This is a genomic window from Stenotrophomonas sp. YJH_SMC_119, assembly GCF_059368315.1.
In genome coordinates this window covers 194,779-214,879 of sequence record NZ_JCAFRP010000007.1, presented here as the reverse complement: position 1 = coordinate 214,879, position 20,101 = coordinate 194,779, and the positions used below count along the sequence as shown (strand labels likewise).

At 66.3% G+C, this 20,101-nt stretch carries 18 protein-coding genes and 1 tRNA gene; 10 read left to right on the top strand and 9 right to left on the bottom strand.

Translation table 11 applies throughout. The features are described from left to right. The first annotated feature begins 257 nt into the window (after positions 1–257). Both AC5P6S_RS13100 and AC5P6S_RS13095 read left to right on the top strand, forming a co-directional pair. Positions 258–3,092 (top strand): TonB-dependent receptor, encoded by a 2,835-nt coding sequence (locus tag AC5P6S_RS13100; RefSeq protein ID WP_109337002.1) that lies wholly within the window; start codon positions 258–260, stop codon positions 3,090–3,092. Positions 3,093–3,352: 260 nt separating this feature from the next. Beyond that, a complete protein-coding gene (locus AC5P6S_RS13095) occupies positions 3,353–4,381 on the top strand; it encodes a hypothetical protein (protein ID WP_164172944.1) in 1,029 nt (342 codons plus the stop codon). A gap of 27 nt (positions 4,382–4,408) precedes the next feature. On the opposite strand, the gene AC5P6S_RS13090 is transcribed toward AC5P6S_RS13095, so the two are convergent. Then, positions 4,409–5,359, bottom strand: a complete 951-nt coding sequence (locus AC5P6S_RS13090; RefSeq protein ID WP_171956622.1) for a DMT family transporter — start codon at positions 5,357–5,359, stop codon at positions 4,409–4,411. 7 nt (positions 5,360–5,366) lie between these two features. On the opposite strand from AC5P6S_RS13090, the gene AC5P6S_RS13085 reads away from it, so the two are divergent. Then, entirely contained in the window at positions 5,367–6,170 is an 804-nt protein-coding gene (locus tag AC5P6S_RS13085) for an AraC family transcriptional regulator (RefSeq protein ID WP_043034601.1), read from the top strand. Positions 6,171–6,255: 85 nt separating this feature from the next. Then, positions 6,256–6,897 (top strand): glutathione S-transferase family protein, encoded by a 642-nt coding sequence (locus AC5P6S_RS13080; RefSeq protein WP_024957910.1) that lies wholly within the window; start codon positions 6,256–6,258, stop codon positions 6,895–6,897. A gap of 23 nt (positions 6,898–6,920) precedes the next feature. On the opposite strand, the gene AC5P6S_RS13075 is transcribed toward AC5P6S_RS13080, so the two are convergent. After that, entirely contained in the window at positions 6,921–7,328 is a 408-nt protein-coding gene (locus tag AC5P6S_RS13075; RefSeq protein WP_005411174.1) for a hypothetical protein, read from the bottom strand. 49 nt (positions 7,329–7,377) lie between these two features. After that, entirely contained in the window at positions 7,378–7,797 is a 420-nt protein-coding gene (locus AC5P6S_RS13070; RefSeq protein ID WP_099561662.1) for an H-NS histone family protein, read from the bottom strand. A gap of 118 nt (positions 7,798–7,915) precedes the next feature. Here AC5P6S_RS13070 and AC5P6S_RS13065 point away from each other — a divergent pair, with 118 nt between their 5' ends. Continuing rightward, positions 7,916–8,308 carry a DoxX family protein gene (locus tag AC5P6S_RS13065; protein WP_005411176.1) on the top strand — a complete coding sequence of 131 codons (393 nt, stop codon included), beginning with the start codon at positions 7,916–7,918 and terminating at the stop codon, positions 8,306–8,308. Between the two features lie 18 nt (positions 8,309–8,326). Here the strand turns inward: AC5P6S_RS13065 and AC5P6S_RS13060 are convergent, their stop codons facing one another. The 5 genes from AC5P6S_RS13060 to dtd form a co-directional block, all read right to left on the bottom strand. After that, complete coding sequence (locus AC5P6S_RS13060; protein ID WP_495204632.1) at positions 8,327–10,102, bottom strand: serine hydrolase domain-containing protein; 1,776 nt, start codon at positions 10,100–10,102, stop codon at positions 8,327–8,329. Between the two features lie 61 nt (positions 10,103–10,163). Next, on the bottom strand, positions 10,164–10,805 hold the full coding sequence (locus AC5P6S_RS13055; protein WP_049396420.1) for a hypothetical protein: 642 nt from the start codon (positions 10,803–10,805) through the stop codon (positions 10,164–10,166). 90 nt (positions 10,806–10,895) lie between these two features. Then, positions 10,896–10,971, bottom strand: a tRNA-Ile gene (locus AC5P6S_RS13050). Positions 10,972–11,419: 448 nt separating this feature from the next. Next, the gene (gene rpoD / locus AC5P6S_RS13045; protein WP_005411179.1) at positions 11,420–13,273 is read right to left on the bottom strand and encodes an RNA polymerase sigma factor RpoD; all 1,854 of its coding nucleotides are present in this window, start codon (positions 13,271–13,273) and stop codon (positions 11,420–11,422) included. 89 nt (positions 13,274–13,362) lie between these two features. Then, positions 13,363–13,803 (bottom strand): D-aminoacyl-tRNA deacylase, encoded by a 441-nt coding sequence (dtd, locus tag AC5P6S_RS13040; RefSeq protein WP_005411180.1) that lies wholly within the window; start codon positions 13,801–13,803, stop codon positions 13,363–13,365. A 61-nt stretch (positions 13,804–13,864) separates the two neighbouring features. Between dtd and AC5P6S_RS13035 the strand changes: the two genes are divergently transcribed. The 4 genes from AC5P6S_RS13035 (at position 13,865) to AC5P6S_RS13020 (ending at position 18,098) form a co-directional block, all read left to right on the top strand. Then, positions 13,865–14,785: a lauroyl acyltransferase gene (locus tag AC5P6S_RS13035; RefSeq protein WP_059035534.1), complete on the top strand. Its 921-nt coding sequence runs from the start codon at positions 13,865–13,867 to the stop codon at positions 14,783–14,785. A 65-nt stretch (positions 14,786–14,850) separates the two neighbouring features. Continuing rightward, positions 14,851–15,987 (top strand): GTP cyclohydrolase II RibA, encoded by a 1,137-nt coding sequence (gene ribA, locus AC5P6S_RS13030; RefSeq protein ID WP_099484463.1) that lies wholly within the window; start codon positions 14,851–14,853, stop codon positions 15,985–15,987. A gap of 75 nt (positions 15,988–16,062) precedes the next feature. Continuing rightward, on the top strand, positions 16,063–16,563 hold the full coding sequence (locus AC5P6S_RS13025; protein ID WP_005411183.1) for a PH domain-containing protein: 501 nt from the start codon (positions 16,063–16,065) through the stop codon (positions 16,561–16,563). Beyond that, a complete protein-coding gene (locus AC5P6S_RS13020) occupies positions 16,560–18,098 on the top strand; it encodes a PH domain-containing protein (protein WP_049402286.1) in 1,539 nt (512 codons plus the stop codon). The genes AC5P6S_RS13025 and AC5P6S_RS13020 overlap by 4 nt, the downstream gene beginning before the upstream one ends. Before the next feature lie 114 nt (positions 18,099–18,212). On the opposite strand, the gene AC5P6S_RS13015 is transcribed toward AC5P6S_RS13020, so the two are convergent. Beyond that, positions 18,213–19,271 carry a CDP-glycerol glycerophosphotransferase family protein gene (locus AC5P6S_RS13015; protein WP_033834006.1) on the bottom strand — a complete coding sequence of 353 codons (1,059 nt, stop codon included), beginning with the start codon at positions 19,269–19,271 and terminating at the stop codon, positions 18,213–18,215. On the opposite strand from AC5P6S_RS13015, the gene AC5P6S_RS13010 reads away from it, so the two are divergent. Further along, entirely contained in the window at positions 19,270–20,088 is an 819-nt protein-coding gene (locus AC5P6S_RS13010) for a glycosyltransferase family 2 protein (protein ID WP_088435846.1), read from the top strand. The two genes, AC5P6S_RS13015 and AC5P6S_RS13010, sit on opposite strands and share 2 nt — an antisense overlap. The last annotated feature ends 13 nt before the right edge of the window (positions 20,089–20,101 follow it).

Genomic DNA, 20,101 nt, shown 5'->3' with positions numbered 1-20,101 from the left:
GGCGTATTCATCGGCGGCCTCCTGTGTATGCCGGGAAAGGAGCTGCCAGACTGAAGCGAAACGACATTGCACAACGTCGACGCGACGTGCACTCCCCGTGCAGGACAGCGGCCAAGGGCGCGCGAAGATAACGCGTCCATAACGCAGTTCAAATGTGAGCGGGATGTTAGGTTCCTCTCGATTCCGGGTAACGGAATGCAGACCGGTCGTAGCGCCGCGCGCATTGCGACCACACAACGGATTTGGAGAGAGAAACAATGCACTACAAATACACTCTGCTTTCGGCAGGGATCGGCGCCGTGTTGGTTGCCGTTTTCTCGCCGGCTGCCAATGCACAGGACGATGCTGCGAAGTCTCCGAAGAACCTGGACCGCATCCAGGTGACGGGATCGGCGATACGCAGCGTGGATGTGGAAACCCAGCAGCCGGTGCTTGCCATCTCGCGCAAGATGATCGAGCAGCAGGGCTTCACCACCATCGCCGACGTCCTGCAGAACCTCACGTCGGCCGGCGCACCAGCGCTCTCACGTTCGCGCACGCTGTCGTCCGGCGAAGACGTCGGCGGCAGCTACGCAAACATCCGCAACCTCGGCGCCACCCGCACCCTGGTGCTGGTGAACGGCAAGCGCCTGGGCGCCAGCACCAGCGGCCTGCAGGACCTGAGCCAGATTCCAATGAGCGCGGTCGAGCGCATCGACGTGCTCAAGGATGGCGCCTCGGTGCTCTACGGATCCGACGCCATCGCCGGTGTCATCAACATCATTACCCGCAAGAGCGTCGAGGGGCTGGAGCTTTCGGCGCAGCATGGCCAGTTCAGCCAGGGCGACGGCAAGGACAGCACGTTCTCGCTCGTTACCGGCGCGCGCGGCGAGCGAGGTGGCTACACCTTGGCCCTGGAATACCAGAAGGCCGACCCGGTGTTCGCCCGCGACCGCTGGTTCTCCAAGCATGGTGGTTCGGGGCCGGGTTATCCGCGCGCGGGCTGGAGCGACCTCAGCCAGAACGGCTCCTGGTGTGACCCGGCGCTTTACGACTGTGCCACCGGAAATTCCGTGTTCAAGACACTCAATCGTGGTGGCGACCCGAAGAACCCGAACGATTACCATCCGATCACGCCGGCCGAGTATTCCAACGGCAACGAGCAGATGCATGTGCAGACCGGCATCGAGCGCCGGTCGCTGTTCCTCAGCTCCGACTATGCACTGAGTGACCAGATCACCTTCACCACCGATATCGGCTACAACGAGCGCATCTCGGACCAGCAGATTGCCGGCTACCCCTACGAATCGACCAAGTTCGGGACGCCTCTGGCCGGCAACAGTGCGTTCAACCCGGTCGGCCATGACATCGCCTTCAACCGCCGCCTGTGGGAGCTTCCGCGCACGACCGAAAGCAAGCTGAAGTCGCTGCGCGTGGCACCGACGCTGTCGGGCTACTTCGAACTGGCCAGCAAAACGTTCGACTGGGAGGTGGGCGCGCTGTTCAACCGCAACGAGGTGACCAAGACCGGCCGTGGTGACATGAGCCTGATCGCCTCGCGCCAAGCGCTGGGACAGTCCTTTGTTGATGGCAACGGTGTAGCACGCTGTGGCAGCGCAGGTGCACCGATCGCCGGCTGCCTGGCCTGGAATCCGCTGCTGCCGTACGGCGTTGCTGGCGCCGGCTCGCTTGCCGACCCGGAACTGCAGCGCTTCCTGTTTCCCACGTTCACCGATACCGGCGTCACCAAGACCCGAAGCTACTTCGCCAACATCTCCGGCCCGGTGCTGGAACTGCCGGCGGGCGAGCTCTCGGTGGCAATGGGCTACCAGTACCGCAAGGAAGAAGGTCGCTACGTTCCCGACGCCTTTGCCCAGTCGCGCCAGAGCACTGCACTGGGGGCACAGACCACTGCAGGCGGTTATAGCCTCAATGAAGTCTTCGCCGAAGTGAATGTGCCGGTGCTGCGTGACCTTCCGTTCGCCAAGGAGCTGACCGTCAACGTTGCGGCACGCTATTCCGACTACAGCAACTTCGGCAGCACCACCAACAGCAAGGCCAGCTTCGCCTGGCGCCCGGTCGAGGAGCTGATGGTGCGCGGCACCTTCGCCGAGGGCTTCCGTGCTCCCAGCATCTCCGACCTGTATGGCGGCCTGGGCACCAGCTTCGAAACCTACGTGGACCCCTGCGGCATCGGCGCCACCAACAGCGTCAACGGCAACGCGGCCTGCAACGCCGCCGGTGTTCCGCGTGGCTACGAGCAGCTGGCCCAGGGCCTGAAGCCCTGCACCAGCTACCCGTGCGCGACCCCGAACGAGTTCACCACGGGCTCGAACCCGAACCTGCGCCCGGAAGAGTCCAAGAGCAAGACCGTCGGTGTGGTCTGGAGCCCGCGCTGGGTCAACGGTCTGGACATCAACCTGGACTGGTACAGCTACAAGATCACCAACATGATCATCGAGGACAACGTCGATCGCATCCTCCGTGACTGCTACGTGCTGGGCAATGCCTCGCGCTGCGGCAGCGTCAAGCGTGCCGCTGATGGCCACATCACCAGCATGTTCTACGGCCTGACCAACCTCGGCGCGATGAAGACCGAGGGCTGGGACCTGGGCATCCGCTACCGCCTGCCGGAGTACGCGTTCGGTCGCTTCACCCTTGACCTGCAGAACAGCTACGTCTCCAAGTACGACGAGGAGAAGCAGAACTCGGCAGGTGACACCATCATGGACGGTCGTATTGGACGCCCGGGGGTGTTCCGCCTGCGGTCCAATATCGGCGTCAACTGGCAGCTGGGCAACCTCTCGGCCCAGTACACGGTGCGCTACTACTCCGGGATGATGGAAGGCTGCATGCCAAACCGGCCCTGCACCGCGCCCGAACGCATCGCCAACGGCGAACCGGATGCCGTGCGCAGGGTCGGCTCGAACGCGTTCCACGACATCCAGGTCAGCTACAGGCTGCCCTGGGATGGCACCGTGGCAGTGGGCTCGAACAATGTGTTCGACCATCGCGGCCCGATCATGTTCTCCAAGCCGCAGAGTTCCTTCCCCTACTACGGCGGCTTCGATATCGGCCGCACGGTGTACGTGAAGTACTCGCAGCGCTTCTGACCGTAGCGTCCGTGCACGTGGCCGGCGGAAGGGGAGTTCCGCCGGCCACGCCGCACACAACCTCCACCCAATCTCCACGCTACTTCGACCCAATCTCCAACATCCCCGGCAACACTGGCGCAACGGCAGCAGATGGAGCAGGCAAGCGAGGATCGCCCGCGCGGCATCCACCTCGCCCGACCTCTCCGGATTCACCACTGAATGCGATGGACCACCCCCTCCCCGCTGCGGGGATGAGGCTGGTCCAAGGGAAGCAAGCGATGACAACGGCAGTACACAGTGGCTTGACCGATCTGGTCATGGATGCGCAGCGCTACCTGCGCCGGATCCTGCCCGGCCTGGCCTCGGTGGTCGGCCCCGTGGCTGCGGCACGCTTCATTCCGCAGATCATGGCCTCGCGCTATCACATCGCCGAGCTGACCCTCTATGGTGAAACGCCGGCGATGCTGGCAGTTCCACGCGTCCCGGGCGAATCCAGCAGCCGCGTCATCCAGGATGTGAAAGTGCTGCGCTCAGCGGCAAAGGCCATGGTGCTGTATGTCTCGCCGTACCTCACCCCCACCCAGCGCAGGTTCCTGGTCGAGAACCATATCGACTTCGTGGTACCGCACAACCAGCTGTACGCCCCCAGCCTGGCGATCGAGTTCCGCGATGCGCCCGACCACGAGAAGAAGGCGATTTCGCTGCTGCCTTCGGCGCAGGCCGTGCTCATCCACGTACTCCTGTCCGGCCAGGCACGCTGGTGGTCGCCGCGTGAGGTCAGCCGTGCTGCCGGATACACCTCGATGACCGCGTCGAGGCTCTCCGCTGAACTGGTCGGTCGCGGACTGGCCGAACGCTCCACCGGCGGACGCGAACGCTTCCTGAGACTCGCCGGCAGCCGCGGCGAAGTCTGGGCGAGAGCGCAGCCGTTCCTGCGCTCCCCCGTGCTGAAGGAAGTGGAGGTCTGCTGGGAACAGGTCGCCGACGTTCTGGCCCGACATGCTCAATCCGCCCCCCAGGCAGGGACGGAAGCAATGCTTGCGGTGCCGTCGAAAGACCACGGCATCACGCGCGCCCTGTACATCGATGCCTGGCGGAAGCTGGGGGCACTGCCTGCAGCCGGCCCCGACTGCACGCGCAGCGGAACGTTGCAGATATGGTCGTATCCGCCTGCCTTCACCGGTAGCGGTGACCGCGTGGACCCGCTGTCGCTGTACCTGAGCCTGCAGGGCAAGCGCGGCTACGACGCCGACGCGCTGGAGCAGGAGGTGGAGCAGGCGCTGTGCGGGACGACACGCCACGGCTGAGGTCCGCGCGGGTCCGGCCCGACCGCGTCAGGACGCTTCGCCCCCACTCGCCATCGTCGCGCGCTTCGCTGCGTACTCGGCGAAGACCACACCGGATACCGCCAGCACGCCCCCTGCCAGTACCCAGCCACTGAGCGATTCACCCAGCAGCAGCACGGCCAGTGCGGCGGTCACGATCGGCACCAGGTTGAAGAAGCCGGAGACACGCGCTGCGCCCAACCGTGACAATCCGGTCATCCAGGTCAGTGGGGCCAGGATCGACGCGCATACTGCCGCAAACCCGATGCAACCGACCGCAGTGAGATTGTTCACCCCGGTACCGACCAGCAGCTGCGCCGGCAACAGGATCAGCGACGCGGCGGTGGCTTGCAGGAACAACGATTCCAGCACCGTCAGCGGGATCTTCCAGCGCTGCATCAGCACGTTGTAGGCGGCAAAGGCCAACGCACCGATCAGCATGATCGCATCACCGCGGTTCACGCCCTGAGCGGCCAGTCGTGCCAGGTCGCCCTGCGAGACCACCGCCGCCACCCCGACAGTGGAAATCACCGCACCGGCAATGGAGGTACCGCGCACCGGATGGCCCATGAACACGCGTGACAACGCCAATGCGAGCAGTGGAATCAATGCCTGGATCACGCCCATGTTGGTGGCCGAGGTGAAGTGCGCCGCATAGTACGCAAGGCACTGGTACATCACCCCGCCCAGGCACCCCAGCAGCAGGAAGCGGCCAAGGTTGGCACGCACGGTCTGCAGGTTGTTGCGCAGCCGCGGCAGCGCGAAGGGCAACAGGACAATGGCCGCCACCAGCCAGCGGAAGAAACCAATATCGATGGGACCGACCGCGCCCGAGGCCAGCTTGGTCACGATGGTATTCGCGCCCCACAGCAGGCAGGCAAGGATTGGGAAGAGGTAGTTCAAGAGCGTGGGTGTACGTGGGGGAATGGCCAGCGTACGCTTGGCGCATATCGAGGACATCCTGAAAATGCGTCACTCCGACCCCGGGTTGCGGCAACCGATGGAGCCCATCCCCACCTTCCGCCAGCTGCCCGGTCCGGTCTACTTCCGGCAGGGTGCGATGGAGCCCACCGACTGGGGCACGCACAGCCATCCTTGGGGCCAGTTCAACTTCGTCGCACAAGGGGTGATGGAGATGAAGATCGACGGCGAGTGGATGGTGTCCCCGCCCCATTACGCGATCTGGATCCCACCGGGAATGCCCCACTATTCGCGCAACCGGTCGCGGTTGGCCTATCGCTCGGCCTACCTGTCGCCGGCGTTGTCACGCCGCCTGCCCGAGCGTTGCAGTGCGCTGGAAGTCAGCCCATTGCTGCGCGAGCTGCTGCACGAGCTGGCGCGACAGGGCGTGACCGATCCGCGGACGCCGGCCCAGCGGCGCATGGCCGCCGTGGTGATCGACCAGATCCTCAATGCCGCAGTGCTGCCCAGCTTCCTGCCGATCGCCAGCAGCGATGCCCTGAAACAGGTGATGGCGTACATCGAGAAGCACCTGTCCGCAGCCGAGTCGGTCGCCGATATCGCGCAGCGGCACCACATGAGCGTACGCAAGCTGGAGCGCATGGCACGCAGCGAGCTGGGCATGTCACTTGGTGACTGGCGCGGTCGGGTTAAGTTCGTGCGCGCCACCGAAGCGCTGTGCACACGCCGGCCGATCAGCCGGATTGCCGAGGAGCTGGGCTACTCCGGCGTCAGCGCCTTCGCAGAGATGTTCAAGCGGCACGCGCACTGCACGCCGGACCAGTACCGGAAACTGCATCGGGCGGGGTGAAGAGCGCATCGAGGGATGTCGATTTCCGCCCTCGTCGTTCGTCGGAACAGAAGAGCCAGGCCTTCCCGCCTGCAGGAGCGCCGCGATGTCCCCCATCCTCACCGCCTTTGCCACCTCCCCCGACCGCGGCCAGGGCCTGGCCCGTGACATGCGCGTGCGCTGGGCGCTGGAGGAACTGGGCGTGCCCTATGACGTGCAGCTGCTGACCTTCGCCGAAATGAAGCAACCTGCCCACCTGGCGCGGAATCCCTTCGGACAGATTCCCACCTGGCAGGAGGGCGACCAGGTCCTGTTCGAATCCGGCGCGATCGTCCTGCACCTGGCCGAACAGCATGCCGGCCTGCTCCCCGTCGGTCCGGATGCGCGCATGCGCGCAGTCATGTGGGTGTTCGCCGCGTTGAATACGGTGGAGCCACCCATCGTCGAGCGCTCGATGGCCTGGGTGCTGGAGCGCGAACAGCCCTGGTATGCACGGCGATTGGTGATGCTGGACGAGCGCGTGCGGATGCGTCTCTCACAACTGTCCGCGTGGTTGGGCGCGGCGGCGTGGCTGGACGGCGGGTTCAGCGTGGGCGACCTGATGATGGTCTCGGTGCTGCTGCGCCTGAAGAGCAGTGGCCTGCTCGACGAGTACCCGCTGCTGGTGGCCTATGTGGCACGGGCGACGCAGCGTCCCGCCTATCAGCGCGCGTTTGCTGCGCAGTTGGCGGTATTCCAGAACGGGTAGTTCCACGCCATGGGTGGAAACACTCAGCGCAGGCTGCGCCGGCAGGCAGCCTGCACCAGCATCAGCTGCGCTACCAGGATCAGCATCGCGCCGCCTGACAGCAGCCACGGGTCGATGTACCACTGCGCGTTGAAACTGAAATCACCGGCGGAAATGCGCTTCCAGCCGTTGAAGTGCTGCATCGCTGCAACCACGAACGCGAAGCCGCCCGCTGTGTACGACAACCAGGGCACGATGAGGCTCCCCGGCCGCGCGAACAATGTCAGCACGCCCAGCACACCGATGACAGTGCGTTGTACGCGGCAGTATGGGCAGACATAGGCCATCCCGCTCCACTCCACCGCCCAGGCCAACAGGCTGACCAGCACGGCCACGCCTGCGGCTGTGTACAGGACTTTCGGCGTGATCGTCATGCCACCCTCGTGTGCCATCCGGTGCTCCTTGGTTGAAAGACCCGGGCAGGGTAGCAGTGCTGCAGCCTCATCCCTTCTTGATGACAGTCCGCTTGCCGATGGTGCTGGTCTTGCCAGCGGTCGGCCTGGCCAAGCCAGGAATCAGGAAATCGGTGGCCTTGTGGCCCATCGACACCTTGGACGCCAACCAGCGCGGCATGCGCCCGCGACCGGTCCAGGTCAGGCGCTTGTATTCCGGGTCGCGATACTTGGGCGCGACTTTGCCGGATTTACGGCGGGTGGGTTTGCGGGCGGGCGCAGGTGTTTCCGAGGCTTCGCCACCGAAGAGTTCTTCGAGGGTGTAGCCGGCTTCGGCCGCGGCAGCCTTCAACATCCGCCGCACCGCGCTGGCCGGACGGCGGCTGGAAATGAGCTGTCTCCGCTGTTCAGCGGCAACCACCAAGGCGCCCAGCTCCCGAAGGCTGAGCGATTCAATATCGATCGTCATGGTGGAAAGGTGTCCTGCGGCCGGCCAGCTGTCAAGCCGCCTTGCCCGGTACGTAGACACGGGCTTCACTGCCGGTGGGCTCCGATCGCCTTCGGCAGCCATCTCCGAGGACTTCGACGTGAGCAACTCATCGCATTCGCTCGCCTACCTGCTTGCGCGCATCCTGCTGATGGCACTGTTCCTGGTGTCCGGCATCGGCAAGCTCGGCGACCTCAGCGGTACCCAGGGCTACATGGAAGCGATGGGGGTACCCGGCATCCTGCTGTGGCCTACCATCGCCTTTGAGATCGGCAGCGGCCTGTGCATCCTGCTGGGCTTCCAGACCCGGCTGGTATCGATCGTGCTGGCAGGCTTCAGCCTGGTCACCGCCTTCATCTTCCACCACAACGTTGGCGACCCCACCCAGCAGATCATGTTCCTGAAGAACCTGGGGCTGGCCGGTGGCTTCCTGCTGCTGGCCTGCACCGGGGCGGGGCGCTACAGCATCGATGGGCGTGGGCGGCGCGGATGAGCACGCGGCATGCCGCCGTCATCCCTGGCCCACGGGCTGGACGCGCTGCAGACGCAGGTTGCGCCATGTCGGCTGGGAGCTGCGGAAATCCACCGCTTCGCCATCGCTGGTGAACAGCAGGCCTGGCTCCACTTCAGTGACCAGGCGGATGCCATCGATGTACAGCCAGCCCTGTCGCTGCTCCAGCACAACGGACATCGACGGTTTTCCCCATTGGTCGATGCGATAGCGCCCCAGCCAGGGTTGCCAATGGGGCGCGTGCGGCCCGGTGGACCCATCGATGGGATCGTTCTGGTCCAGGCTATCCTCGCCGTTCGTACATTCCAGGTGCGCCGGCAGCCTCTCCGTCGCCGCATGGTGACGGTACGTCGCAACCTCTCCATCGGTGTCCGCGGTGAACAGCTGGTCGCCGTCGATGGCCGCAAACCGTCTGCCCACGGCTTGCGCCCCACGATGCAGTTGCAGTTCACCGCTTCCGGCAACCACGATCTTCGCCTTGCCGCTGCGCCCTATCCAGTCTCCCGCCATCCGCTGCATCTGGTCCTGGTTCAACCTGATCGGCGCCAGGGACGATAGCGGCACACGCGGCTGGCGGGGCCCGAAACGCGCCGACAGCAGCTGATCGATCAGACGCTCGCCGATGCCGTACCCCGCGGACGTCGCGCGGTTGAACATCGCGGCGAATCCAGCGTTGGCCTGCCTGCAGTAGGTGAACACGCACCCGAATCCGAAGCCTCCGCCGCGATGGTGAAGCAGCCGCACCGGCGTACTGCCGTAGAGCCGTTCGCTGCGCATTACGCCGAGCCCGTAGTCACCGCCCAGGCCGAAGCCATGCATCTCGTCCCAGAGATGGGGCTCGAGCAGCTGCTGCGCGCCGGTTTGGCCGCCACCGAGCAGGAAGCCAAGATACTTCGCCATGTCGGCGGCACTGGTCCAGACGCCTCCCGACACCACCAGCGGTGTCACTGGCGGCACCTGCGCATAGCCCTCCTGGGTTCCCAGTGCCCGACCCCTGCTTGCCAGGTAGACCGACGCATCGGCCGTACTGTCGTGCATTCCCAGCGGCTCGAAGATCCGGCGTTGCAGCCAGGCCGGATAGCCAATGCCCGCAACCTGCTCAAGGACATGACCGGCAAGGTCGAAGCCCAGGTTGGAATAGCGATAGCGCGTACCCACCGGAAAGCGCAGCCATGTCTGCGAGATGCTGCGGACGTGCGCATCAAAGCCCGGTGACGCCGGTTCGTAATTGTTGCCCAGCGGCGCCTCGTGCGTGAATCCCGCGCGGTTGGCAAGCAGCAGGCGCAGGGTGATGCGCTCCTGCGGGGAATGCTCGAAGCGACTGCGCACCGTGAACGACGGCAGATAGCGGGTAATGGGCGCATCCAGATCAAGGATGCCGTCCTGCACGGCCAACAGCACCGCCACCGCCGCGAAATTCTTCGAGGTGGACTGGATGCTGAACATCGTACTGGCGTCTACTGCTGCACTACCGTGACCCGACGCGTACCCGAAGCCCTCGAGCCAGCGCACCTGCCCGCCTTCGACCAGGCAGACGGCAGCGGCACCGATGCCGCTGCCTTGCATGGCCGAGCGGATCACGCTGCGCTCCGCTTCGATCAGGTTCCCGGTGGTGACGGTGGGCTGCGCCGCCGTGGCAACACCGGTGGGCATGAGCGTGGCCGCCGGAACAGCCGCGACATTGGCCAGGAAGGCGCGACGACTGAGCGTACCAGGCATCAGATCACTCCACTTCGGGATGCCGCCATCTTCCCGCCAGCAGAAATGGCGGGGCATGTGTCATTCGGCACAGAGTGCGGTGATCGACGGTGCTGCGCCTTCGCCGGCCGAGCAGGCCTCAGCCCGGAGGGTCCGGCAAGCGGATTCCCTGCGCCGAAACAAAGGCGCGGGACTCGCTCCAATAGGCCTCTGGCGGTTCCTGCAACTCTGGTCGCGCCCAGTAATCGTTGCCATGCAATACGCTCATCACATGACGCCAGCCATCACGCGGATCATGAACCTGAAATCGACCGCGATGATGGCGCGGATGATACGCGTAGTGGCCAAGCGCCTCCTGGCGCGCTTCATCCGGCGAACGACCTGTCTGATGGACCAGCGTCCATGCACGCATGTGGCGCGCATGCGCGAGCGCGCCAAGGTACTCGTCTTCATCCAGCAGTGGGACCCGCTCACCGCGGGCCAGGCACAGTGCGTCCGATTCGGCTTCATAGTCCAGCGATGGCTGCGCCAGTTCCGGGCGCCGGTGCCAATAACCTTCCCCCGCCACCTGCAGCATCGCCCAATGCCAGGGCTCGTCGTGGAAGATCAGCGCGTGTTCGTAATCGCGGCCGGGGCTCTGGTCGGGATAGCGTTGGCGTGCCTGTTCAAGTGCCAGCGCCTCGGGCACCTGTCCATAGTGGACCAGGCACCAGGCAAACAGGTGCCGGCTGTCTTCGATTTCGTTGGTGAAGTCTTCCACCGGGGTATCGGTGCTGGCCATGGTCGATCCCTGTGTGCGGATCAGATGGTACCGACGCTGCAGGTCGCGTTGGGGAGCGATGAGACCTGCGACCGGTCAGGCGAGGTCGGTTGGTGGGCCCACCAGGATTCGAACCTGGAACCAAGGGATTATGAGTCCCCTGCTCTAACCGTTGAGCTATAGGCCCGGCGCAGCGTCACAGTGTAGTGGAGGCCGCGCTCGATCGGCTACCCGGCAGCAGCAAGAGCCTCAGCCACATGCCCCAACCGCTTCTCCGCCACTTCCGCAAACCAGACCTGCCGCCGCAGGTGCGCGTGGAACAGCGCCACAGTCCTCCTGGTCTCTTCCAGCCCCTTCTGGTTGTCCGCCGCCGAAGCCAGCAAATAATCCAGCACCAGACTGCGTCAGCAATGCCAGCGTCGCTCTTCGGGCAAATCCCAGTGAATCCTCGCGCTCGTCGCGCATCACATCTTCCCAATGCAGTAGCGGCGCAAACGCGCAGCCGTTGAGAAGACCTGCTGGATACGTCATCGCAAACAGCAGCTGGCTCGACTCTACAGAAAGCACACACCCCCCAAAAAGAAAAACCCCGCACCAGGCGGGGTTTCTCTCAACGCTTCAACAGCCGCTGGAAATCAATCGATATCCAGGAAGCTGCGCAGCTGCTCCGAGCGGCTCGGGTGACGCAGCTTGCGCAGGGCCTTCGCTTCGATCTGGCGGATGCGCTCGCGGGTCACGTCGAACTGCTTGCCGACCTCTTCCAGCGTGTGGTCGGTGTTCATGTCGATGCCGAAGCGCATGCGCAGCACCTTGGCTTCCCTCGGGGTGAGGCCGGCCAGCACGTCGCGCACGGTTTCAGACAGATTGATGTTGGTGGTGTTCTCGATCGGGGACTCCACGTTGGTGTCCTCGATGAAGTCGCCCAGATGGGAATCCTCGTCGTCGCCGATCGGGGTTTCCATCGAGATCGGCTCCTTGGCGATCTTCATCACCTTGCGGATCTTGTCTTCCGGCATGTCCATTTCCTTGGCCAGCTCCTCCGGCGTAGCCTCGCGGCCGTACTGCTGGAGCATCTGGCGGGAAATGCGGTTCAACTTGTTGATCGTCTCGATCATGTGCACCGGAATACGGATGGTGCGCGCCTGGTCGGCGATCGAGCGGGTGATCGCCTGGCGGATCCACCAGGTGGCGTAGGTCGAGAACTTGTAACCGCGGCGGTACTCGAACTTGTCCACGGCCTTCATCAGGCCGATGTTGCCTTCCTGGATCAGGTCGAGGAACTGCAGGCCACGGTTGGTGTACTTCTTGGCGATGGAGATGACCAGGCGCAGGTTGGCCTCGACCATTTCCTTCTTGGCCTTGCGCGCCTTGGCTTCACCGTAGGCCATGGCACGGCTGATTTCCTTCAGCTCTTCCAGGTCCAGCTGGGTCAGCGTCTCGATGTCGATCGTCGCCTGCTGTTCGGCAATGATCTGGTCCTTCACTTCGCGCAGCGCCGAGGACCACTTCTGCTTGCGCTTCAGTGCGTCTTCCACCCACTCCAGGTTGGTCTGGTTGCCTTCCCAGGAACGGATGAAGTCCTTGCGCGGCATGCGGGCGGTAACGGTAGCCAGGTTCAGCACGCGGCGCTCATGGGCCTTGATCGATGCCATGGTGTCGCGCAGCTGCTTGGTCAGCACGTCGGTCAGCGGCAGCGGCAGCTTCAGGGTGACGAACACCGCCGACATTTCTTCGCGCAGGCGCGGCAGGTTCTTCTTGTCGCCCTTGGTCGCGGCCTTCTTGAAGGCGTTGAAGGCATCGCTCAGCGCCTGCATGCGCGCGGCGACTTCCTCCGGATCCGGACCGGTCGGTGCGGCTTCTTCATCGCCACCGTCGACATCGTCGTCCTCGTCCTCGTCGCCTTCGGCGTCCGCATCGGCGCTGTCATCGGCAGCGACCGCCGGCGGCGCCGGCTCTTCGTCGACCAGGTCGTTGAAGCCGACGATCACTTCGGCCAGGCGCTTCTTGCCTTCCTTGTGGGCTTCGTAGTCGTTCAGCAGCGACTCGACCGAAACCGGGAACTGGCCCAGGGCCGCCTGGACCTGCGAAAGGCCTTCCTCGATGCGCTTGGCGATGGCGATTTCGCCTTCGCGGGTCAGCAGCTCGACGGTGCCCATTTCGCGCATGTACATGCGCACCGGGTCGGTGGTACGGCCACCTTCGGTGTCGAGCGCGCTCAGCGCGGCGGCAGCTTCTTCAGCCGCGGTGTCATCGACTTCGCGGTTGCCGGTGTTGCCATCGTTGAGAAGCAGGGTTTCCACATCCGGCGCAACTTCATGGACATCGATGCCCATGCCGTTGATCATGCCGATGATGTCTTCGATCTGTTCCGGGTCGACCATGTCGTCCGGCAGATGGTCATTGACTTCGGCGTAGGTCAGGTAGCCCTGTTCCAGGCCCTTGCTGATCAGTTGCTTGATTTCGGATTGGGCAGGACGTTCGTTGGCCATGTAGTGCTCGCGCCACCGGCAGGGAGAAATAGGGAACGTAGCATTATACCAGCCCGAGGCCCTGCCTGCCGGGCGGTGGTCCCGCAGGCTCAGGGCCGGAGAAGGAAGGTCACGGGACCGTCATTGACCAGGCTGACGACCATATGGGCACCAAATCGGCCCGTTTCCACCCCTGGCGCGTGATTTTCACGACAGATCTCAACAAAACGGTTGAACCCGCGTTCAGCCTCTTCCGGCGGCGCGGCCGTGGTGAAGCTCGGCCGCATGCCCGAACGGGTGTCGGCGGCCAGGGTGAACTGGCTGACCAGCAGCAGGCCGCCGCCGGTATCGCGCAGCGAGCGGTTCATCTTCCCGGCCTCGTCGGCGAATACCCGGTAGCCCAGCAGGCGCTCGGCCATCCGCCGCAACTGGGCCTCGGTATCGCCCGGCTCCATGCCGACCAGGGCCAACAGGCCAGGGCCGATCTGCCCCACGGCCTCATCGTCGACATGGACGGCGGCCTGGCTGACACGCTGAATCAGGACGAGCATCGTGGGCTTCCAATGAACAGGGCCGGCCACGATAGCAGCGCCCTTGGCTAAACTGGCGCCGATGAATCCGCAACGCAAAGCCCGGCTGGTCTACCGCGCCACCACCCTGTTCGCCCGCCTGCCCTGGCCGCTGCTGCGGGCGTTCGCGCGCGCCCTGGCGTGGGCGTGGATCGCCCTCAATGCCCGTGAGAGCCGCGTCACCCGGCGCAACCTGGAACTGGCCTACCCGGAGCTGGATGGCGCCGCGCGCGACCGCCTGCACCGTGATCTGCTGCGCTCCACCGCGCTGCAGGCCATCGAAACCCTGCGGCTGTGGAGCCAGGCGCCGGCCGACAACCTGCGCCGGCACCTGAAGCAGCGCCATGGCGAGGCCCTGTACGACGCCGCCCTGGCCAGCGGCAAGGGCGTGATCGTGGCCGCGCCGCACTTCGGCAACTGGGAGCTGCTGAACCAGTGGCTGGCCTCGCGCGGGCAGATCGCCATCGTCTACAAGCCGCCGGAGGACGAGGCCAGCGATGCCTTCCTGCAGCTGGTGCGCGGCGGCCAGAACGTACAGCAGGTGCGCGCCGAAGGCCCGGCCGTGCGTCAGCTGTTCAAGGTGCTCAAGGACGGCGGCGCCACCGGCATCCTGCCCGACCAGCAGCCCAAGGCCGGCGATGGCGTGTTCGTGCCGTTCTTCGGCGTGCAGGCGCTGACCATGACCCTGGTCAACCGGCTGGCCGAACGCACGGGTGCCACCGTGCTCTATGGCTGGTGCGAACGCATCGGGCCGGACATGGAGTTCGCGCTGCACATCGAGCCGACCGACCCGGCCGTGGCCGATCCGGACCCGCTGGTGGCGGCCACCGCCCTCAACGCCGGTATCGAACGCATCGCCCGCCGCGACCCGGCGCAGTACCAGTGGACCTACAAGCGCTATACGCTGCGGCCACCGGGCAGTAGCGAGGAAGACCCGTACGCAACTGAGGAACACCCCCACTGACGGCCGCCTGCGACCACTGGCCGCACCACGTTGAATACGACGCCGGCGCCCCCATAGAGACTGCGATGTCCGCCTCCCCCGGTCCTGCCATGCCTGCTGCTTCTTCCCTGTTCGGCGATCCGGCCGCGATCCGCTGCGAACGCGCGGTGGCCGAACTGCGCGCCGGTCGTCCGGTGCTGCTCCACGATGGCCAGGGCCAGCGCCTGGCGGTGATCGCGCTGGACAGCGCCACGACCAGCAGCTTCGCCGCCTTCGCCGCTGCCGCCCGCGAGCGCCATTACCTGTTCCTGACCGCCACCCGCGCCCGCGTGCTCGGCGTGGAGGCACCACAGGGCGCGCGCCTGCCGCTGAGCGGCGTGGCCTTCGAGGCCCTGCCCTCGCTGGGCTACCTGCGCGAACCCGGGCCGATGCCCGAAAGCTGGAGCGCCGGCGACGCCTTCGATGCCGGCGCGGTGGAGCTTGCCCGCCTGGGTCTGCTGCTGCCAGCGATGGTCGCGGTGCGCCTGGACGTCGATGACCACACTTTCGACGGTGCGGCCGAGGTGGCCCTGTGCGACCTGGCCGAAGGCGCAGCACATGCGGCCCACGACTACGAACTGGTGGCGCGTTCGCCGGTTCCGCTGCGCGACGTCGGCATGACCACCTTTGCAGTCTTCCGCGGCGGCGTGGCGCAGCGCGACCAGGTCGCGATCATCGTCGGCGAGCCGGACCTGTCGGCAGTGGTGCCGGTACGCGTGCATTCTTCGTGCCTGACCGGCGATCTGTTCGGTTCACTCAAGTGCGACTGCGGCGACCAGCTGCGGCGTGGCCTGCGCAAGCTGAAGGACCTGGGTGGTGGCGTGCTGCTGTACCTGGACCAGGAAGGCCGCGGCACCGGCATCGCCGCCAAGATGCGCGCCTATGGCTACCAGCACGACGGCCTGGACACCATCGATGCCGATGCACAGCTGGGCTTCGGTGCCGACGAGCGCCGCTACGGCAGTGCAGTGGCGATGCTGCATGGCCTGGGCATTTCGCGCGTGGCCCTGCTCAGCAACAACCCGACCAAGGCACAGCGCCTGCGCAATGCCGGCATCGAAGTGCTGGACTGCATTCCGGTCACCGGCGAGATCACTGCCGAGAACGAGAACTACCTGCGCACCAAGGCCGACCGTGCCGGCCACCTGCTGGATGTCGATGCGCTGATCCAGGCTGCCCAGTAACGCAGCCGACCTGCTACCGTCTGCGCGGTGCGGCCACGGCCGCTACCGCCCGCCCTGCTGCCTGACGGAGCCCGCGTGACCGACGCCACGATTCCTGCACCACCCGCCACCGACTGGCAGTCACTGCCGCAACGCGCAGCCCGCCTGGCCGCACTGGAAGGTGCCTTTGGCGGCCTGTTCGTCCCGGGCCTGCCACTGGCGGCGGCGGCGTGGTTCTTCGATCTGCCCGGTGGCCTGTGGACCGCTGCAGCCGGGCTGCTGATGGGTGTGGCTTTTGGTGCGTGGCTGGGCCGTCGACGCCTGGTCCGCACCCGTTGGCGGCTGGACGCACAGGGCCTGGGCCTGCGCCGCGACCTCATGTGGCAGCTGGAAACGCGCATCCCGCTTTCGCGAGTGCAGCATCTCGATCTGCGCCGGGGCCCGCTGGAGCGCCGTGCCGGCCTGGCCACGCTGATCGTGCACACCGCAGGCACCCGCATGAGCGCGGTGACCGTGAGCGGCCTGGACGAGGCGGATGCCGAGCGCCTGCGCGACACCCTGTCCCACCAGCTCGACCAGGACGCCGACGCCCTGTGAGCCTGCCGCCGCCCCTGCCTGCACCGCTGCCCGCCGGTACCGAGGACCACCGCCTGCACCCGTGGTCGTGGCTGTTCGTGCTGCTGATGCAGCTGCGCCACTACTTCCTGCCACTGGTCGCGCTGCTGGTGTTCGGCCAGCGCGGCGACCGCGATCCGATGTGGGCGCAGCTGATTCCGCTGACGGCAATTGCCGCCCTGGTCCTGGTGTCGGTGCTGCAGTACCTCAGCTACCGCTACCGCATCGGCAGCGATGCGATCACCGTGCGCAGTGGCCTGTTGGCGCGCAACCGCCGCGAGATCCCGTTCGCCCGCATCCACAACGTGGAAGTGCGGCAGAACCCGCTGCACCGCCTGTTCGGCGTGGCCGAGCTGCGCCTGGAATCGGCCGGCGGTGTGCGCCCTGAAGCGGAGATGCGGGTGCTGAAGCTGGACCAGGCACTGGCGCTGGAACGGCTGGTCCGCCAGCGCGGGCAGGCGCCGCAGGCCAACGACGCCGTCGATGCGCCGCCCATTGCCGACGTCGACAGCGAACGCGTACTGCTGCGACTGTCCAGCTGGGACGTGGTGCGCATGGGACTGCTCTCCAACCGCGGCTGGGCACTGGCAGTGGCCGCGTTCGGCGTCCTGTTCCAGACAGTGCCGCGGCCGGTGATGGACGACGCCATCCAGCGCGGCGGCCGCGAGGCCTTCGGCTATGCCAGCCACCTGCATCCCGGCGTGACCGGCGCGTTGCTGCTGGCGGCGGCGGCCCTGCTGCTGGGCTGGCTGGCGCTGCGCGTGCTGTCAGTGGTGCTGACCCTGTTGCGTTACCACGGCTTCACCCTCGTCGAGCAGGACCGCCGCCTGACGGTGTCGGCCGGGATGCTCAGCCGCACCCGCAGCAGCGTGGCACGTCGCCGCATCCAGGCCTGGACGCTGCGCGAAGGCACCCTGCAGCGCTGGTTCGGGCTGCGCCAGCTGCGCATCGACAGTGCCGCCGGTGGCCCTTCGCGTGATGAGGACCGCGCCCTGCGCGAACTGGCGCCGCTGGCAACCCGCGAGCATTGCACGCAACTGGTGCAGCACCTGCTCCCCCAGCTGCACTGGCCACCGGCGCAATGGCAGTCCATCCCGCAACGTGGCTGGTGGCGGCTGTGCCTGGGCGCGCTGCTGCTGGTGCCGCTGCTGGCCGCCGCGGCGTACTGGCGCTGGGGCCCATGGGGCCTGGTCGTGCTGGCCTGGCTGCCGGTCGCGTTGTTGGTCGCACACCGGCAGATGGCACGCATGGGCTGGTATCTGGACGAGCACTATGTGGCCGTGCGCGGCGGCTGGTGGAAACGCTGGTGGCGCTGGGCCGAGCTGGACAAGGTGCAGGGCCTGCGCCTGCAGCGTTCACCGCTGGACAAGGTGCTGGGCACCAGCAGCCTGCAACTGGATACCGCCGGTGCGCATGGCGACGTGGCACTCACCCTGCACCATCTGCCGCAGGCACAGGCACAGCAGGCGATGGATCAACTGGCGGCCGCGCTGGCGCGGCGCAAACTGCGCTGGTGATGCGGGGTCGGATCCCGGCCTGAATCAGGTCGTGCCGGCCGCTGGCCGGCAACTGCACATCCCCCGGTTTGCCGGCCAGCGGCCGGCACTACCGCGAGCAGGGTCAGCGAGGCATCATCGCTGCGAGGGGCCCCAATAGCCCAGGTCCCTTCGGATCTGCAGATCGCGCACCCAGCTGCCGAGAGGCTTGCGGCGCAGCGCACCCATTTCACCGGACAGGAAATCCTCGGTGGCCGCGATTACCCGCTCGCTGGACAGGCCGTCGCGGTACGGATGGATGGCATCGGCGTAACGCACGATTTCCGCCTGCAGCGCGGCGTCCGGATGCAGCGCGTGCTGCAGCATCGCCGGCAGCTGTGCCGGGTCGTCGAAATCAATCATGTGCGGCTTCGGCACGCGGTTGCGGAAGGTCACCACCGGCTTGTGCTGGACGATGAACTCCGAAACGATCGACGAGGTGTCCGACACCAGCACATCGGCGGCGCGCTGCGCGGCCATCACCTGCTCCGGCTCGATGAAGCGGGCATTGGCACCGGCCAGCGCGCGATAGCGCTCGAACAGTTCCGGCGGACATTTGGGATGCAGGGTCAGCAGCCAGTAGCGCCCACCGGCAGCGATATCGGCGGCGATCTGCGCATGCAGGTGCGGTGCCGCACTCAGCCGCTCGGTGAAGGTGGAACCAAACAGGATCACCGGGCGATCGCCGGCCGGCGCGCGCAGTGCGGCGCTCTCGCCACCGTCATCGCGGAACAGCGGGTCCAGCTTCGGCCAGCCGGTCTCGGCCACCGCGAAGTGGCCCTGCTGGGCCGCGATCTCGCGGAACGGCGTCGTGGTGGCCGGCCCCTGCGTGCAGTACAGGTCGAACATGCCGCGCACCCGGAAGTGGCCGCGCGCGCTGTCGCGCTTTTCCACATTGAAGCCATGGAACAGCTGCACCTTGGCCCCCGAAAGGAAGGTCGGCACCCAGTTGGCCGCGCTGAACACCGCCCGCGGGCGCATTGCCAGGGCCTGCTTCAGGCCGACGTTGGCCACCCCCGGCAGGCTGCTGCCGGCCGCGCCGCCTTCGAACCAGGCCGCAACCTCCTGCCCGGACGCGTGCAACGCCTGCGCCAACGGGGCGAGAATAGGCAGCGCATAGCGCTCCGTCGCAAACAACAGGTACCCGGCCATCATGTCCTCCACGACCGCTCCCATCGAACGGCCTCGCATCTCGGCGTGCATTATCGCGTTCAACGAGGCCGGGCGCATCGGCGACTGCCTGGCCTCGCTGGCCTTCTGCGATGAGATCGTGGTGGTGGACTCGCAGTCCACCGATGCGACCGTGGCCATCGCCGAGGCTGCCGGTGCCCGCGTGCTGCAGCATCGGTTCGAGGGCTTCCGCAGCCAGAAGGCGTTCTGCGTCGAGCAGGCCAGCCACGACTGGGTACTGTGCCTGGATGCCGACGAGCGCATCAGCCCCGAGCTGCGTGCGGCCATCGAACAGGCCCGTGACGGCGGCTTCGCCGGCCACGCCGGCTACCGCTTCGCCCGCCTGTCTGAGTACTTTGGCAGGTTCCTGCGCCACGGCAATGCCTACCCGGACCGGGTGATGCGCCTGTTCGACCGCCGCCAGGGCGGCTGGCGCGGCAAGCGCGAGATCCACGAGGCGGCCAGCGTCGATGGCAGCGTCGGCACCCTGCGCGGCGATCTCATCCACTATCCCTATCGATCGTTGCAGCAGCAGCTGGCCAAGACCGAGAAGTATGCACGGATGATGGCCGAGCACGAGTTCGCGCGTGGCAAGCGCGCCACGCTGGGCAAGCTGGTGCTGGCGCCGGCCTGGCGGTTCTGGCGTGGCTTCCTGTTCCGCGGCGGCTTCCGCGACGGCTGGCACGGCCTCGTCTATGCCTATGTGCGTGCCAACTACGTACGGCAGAAGACCATCATGCTGTGGATGCTGGGCAACGGCCAGGCGGTGGCCGATCCTCCAGCCCCTGTGGAACGGCCCTGAGCCGGCTGTGTCA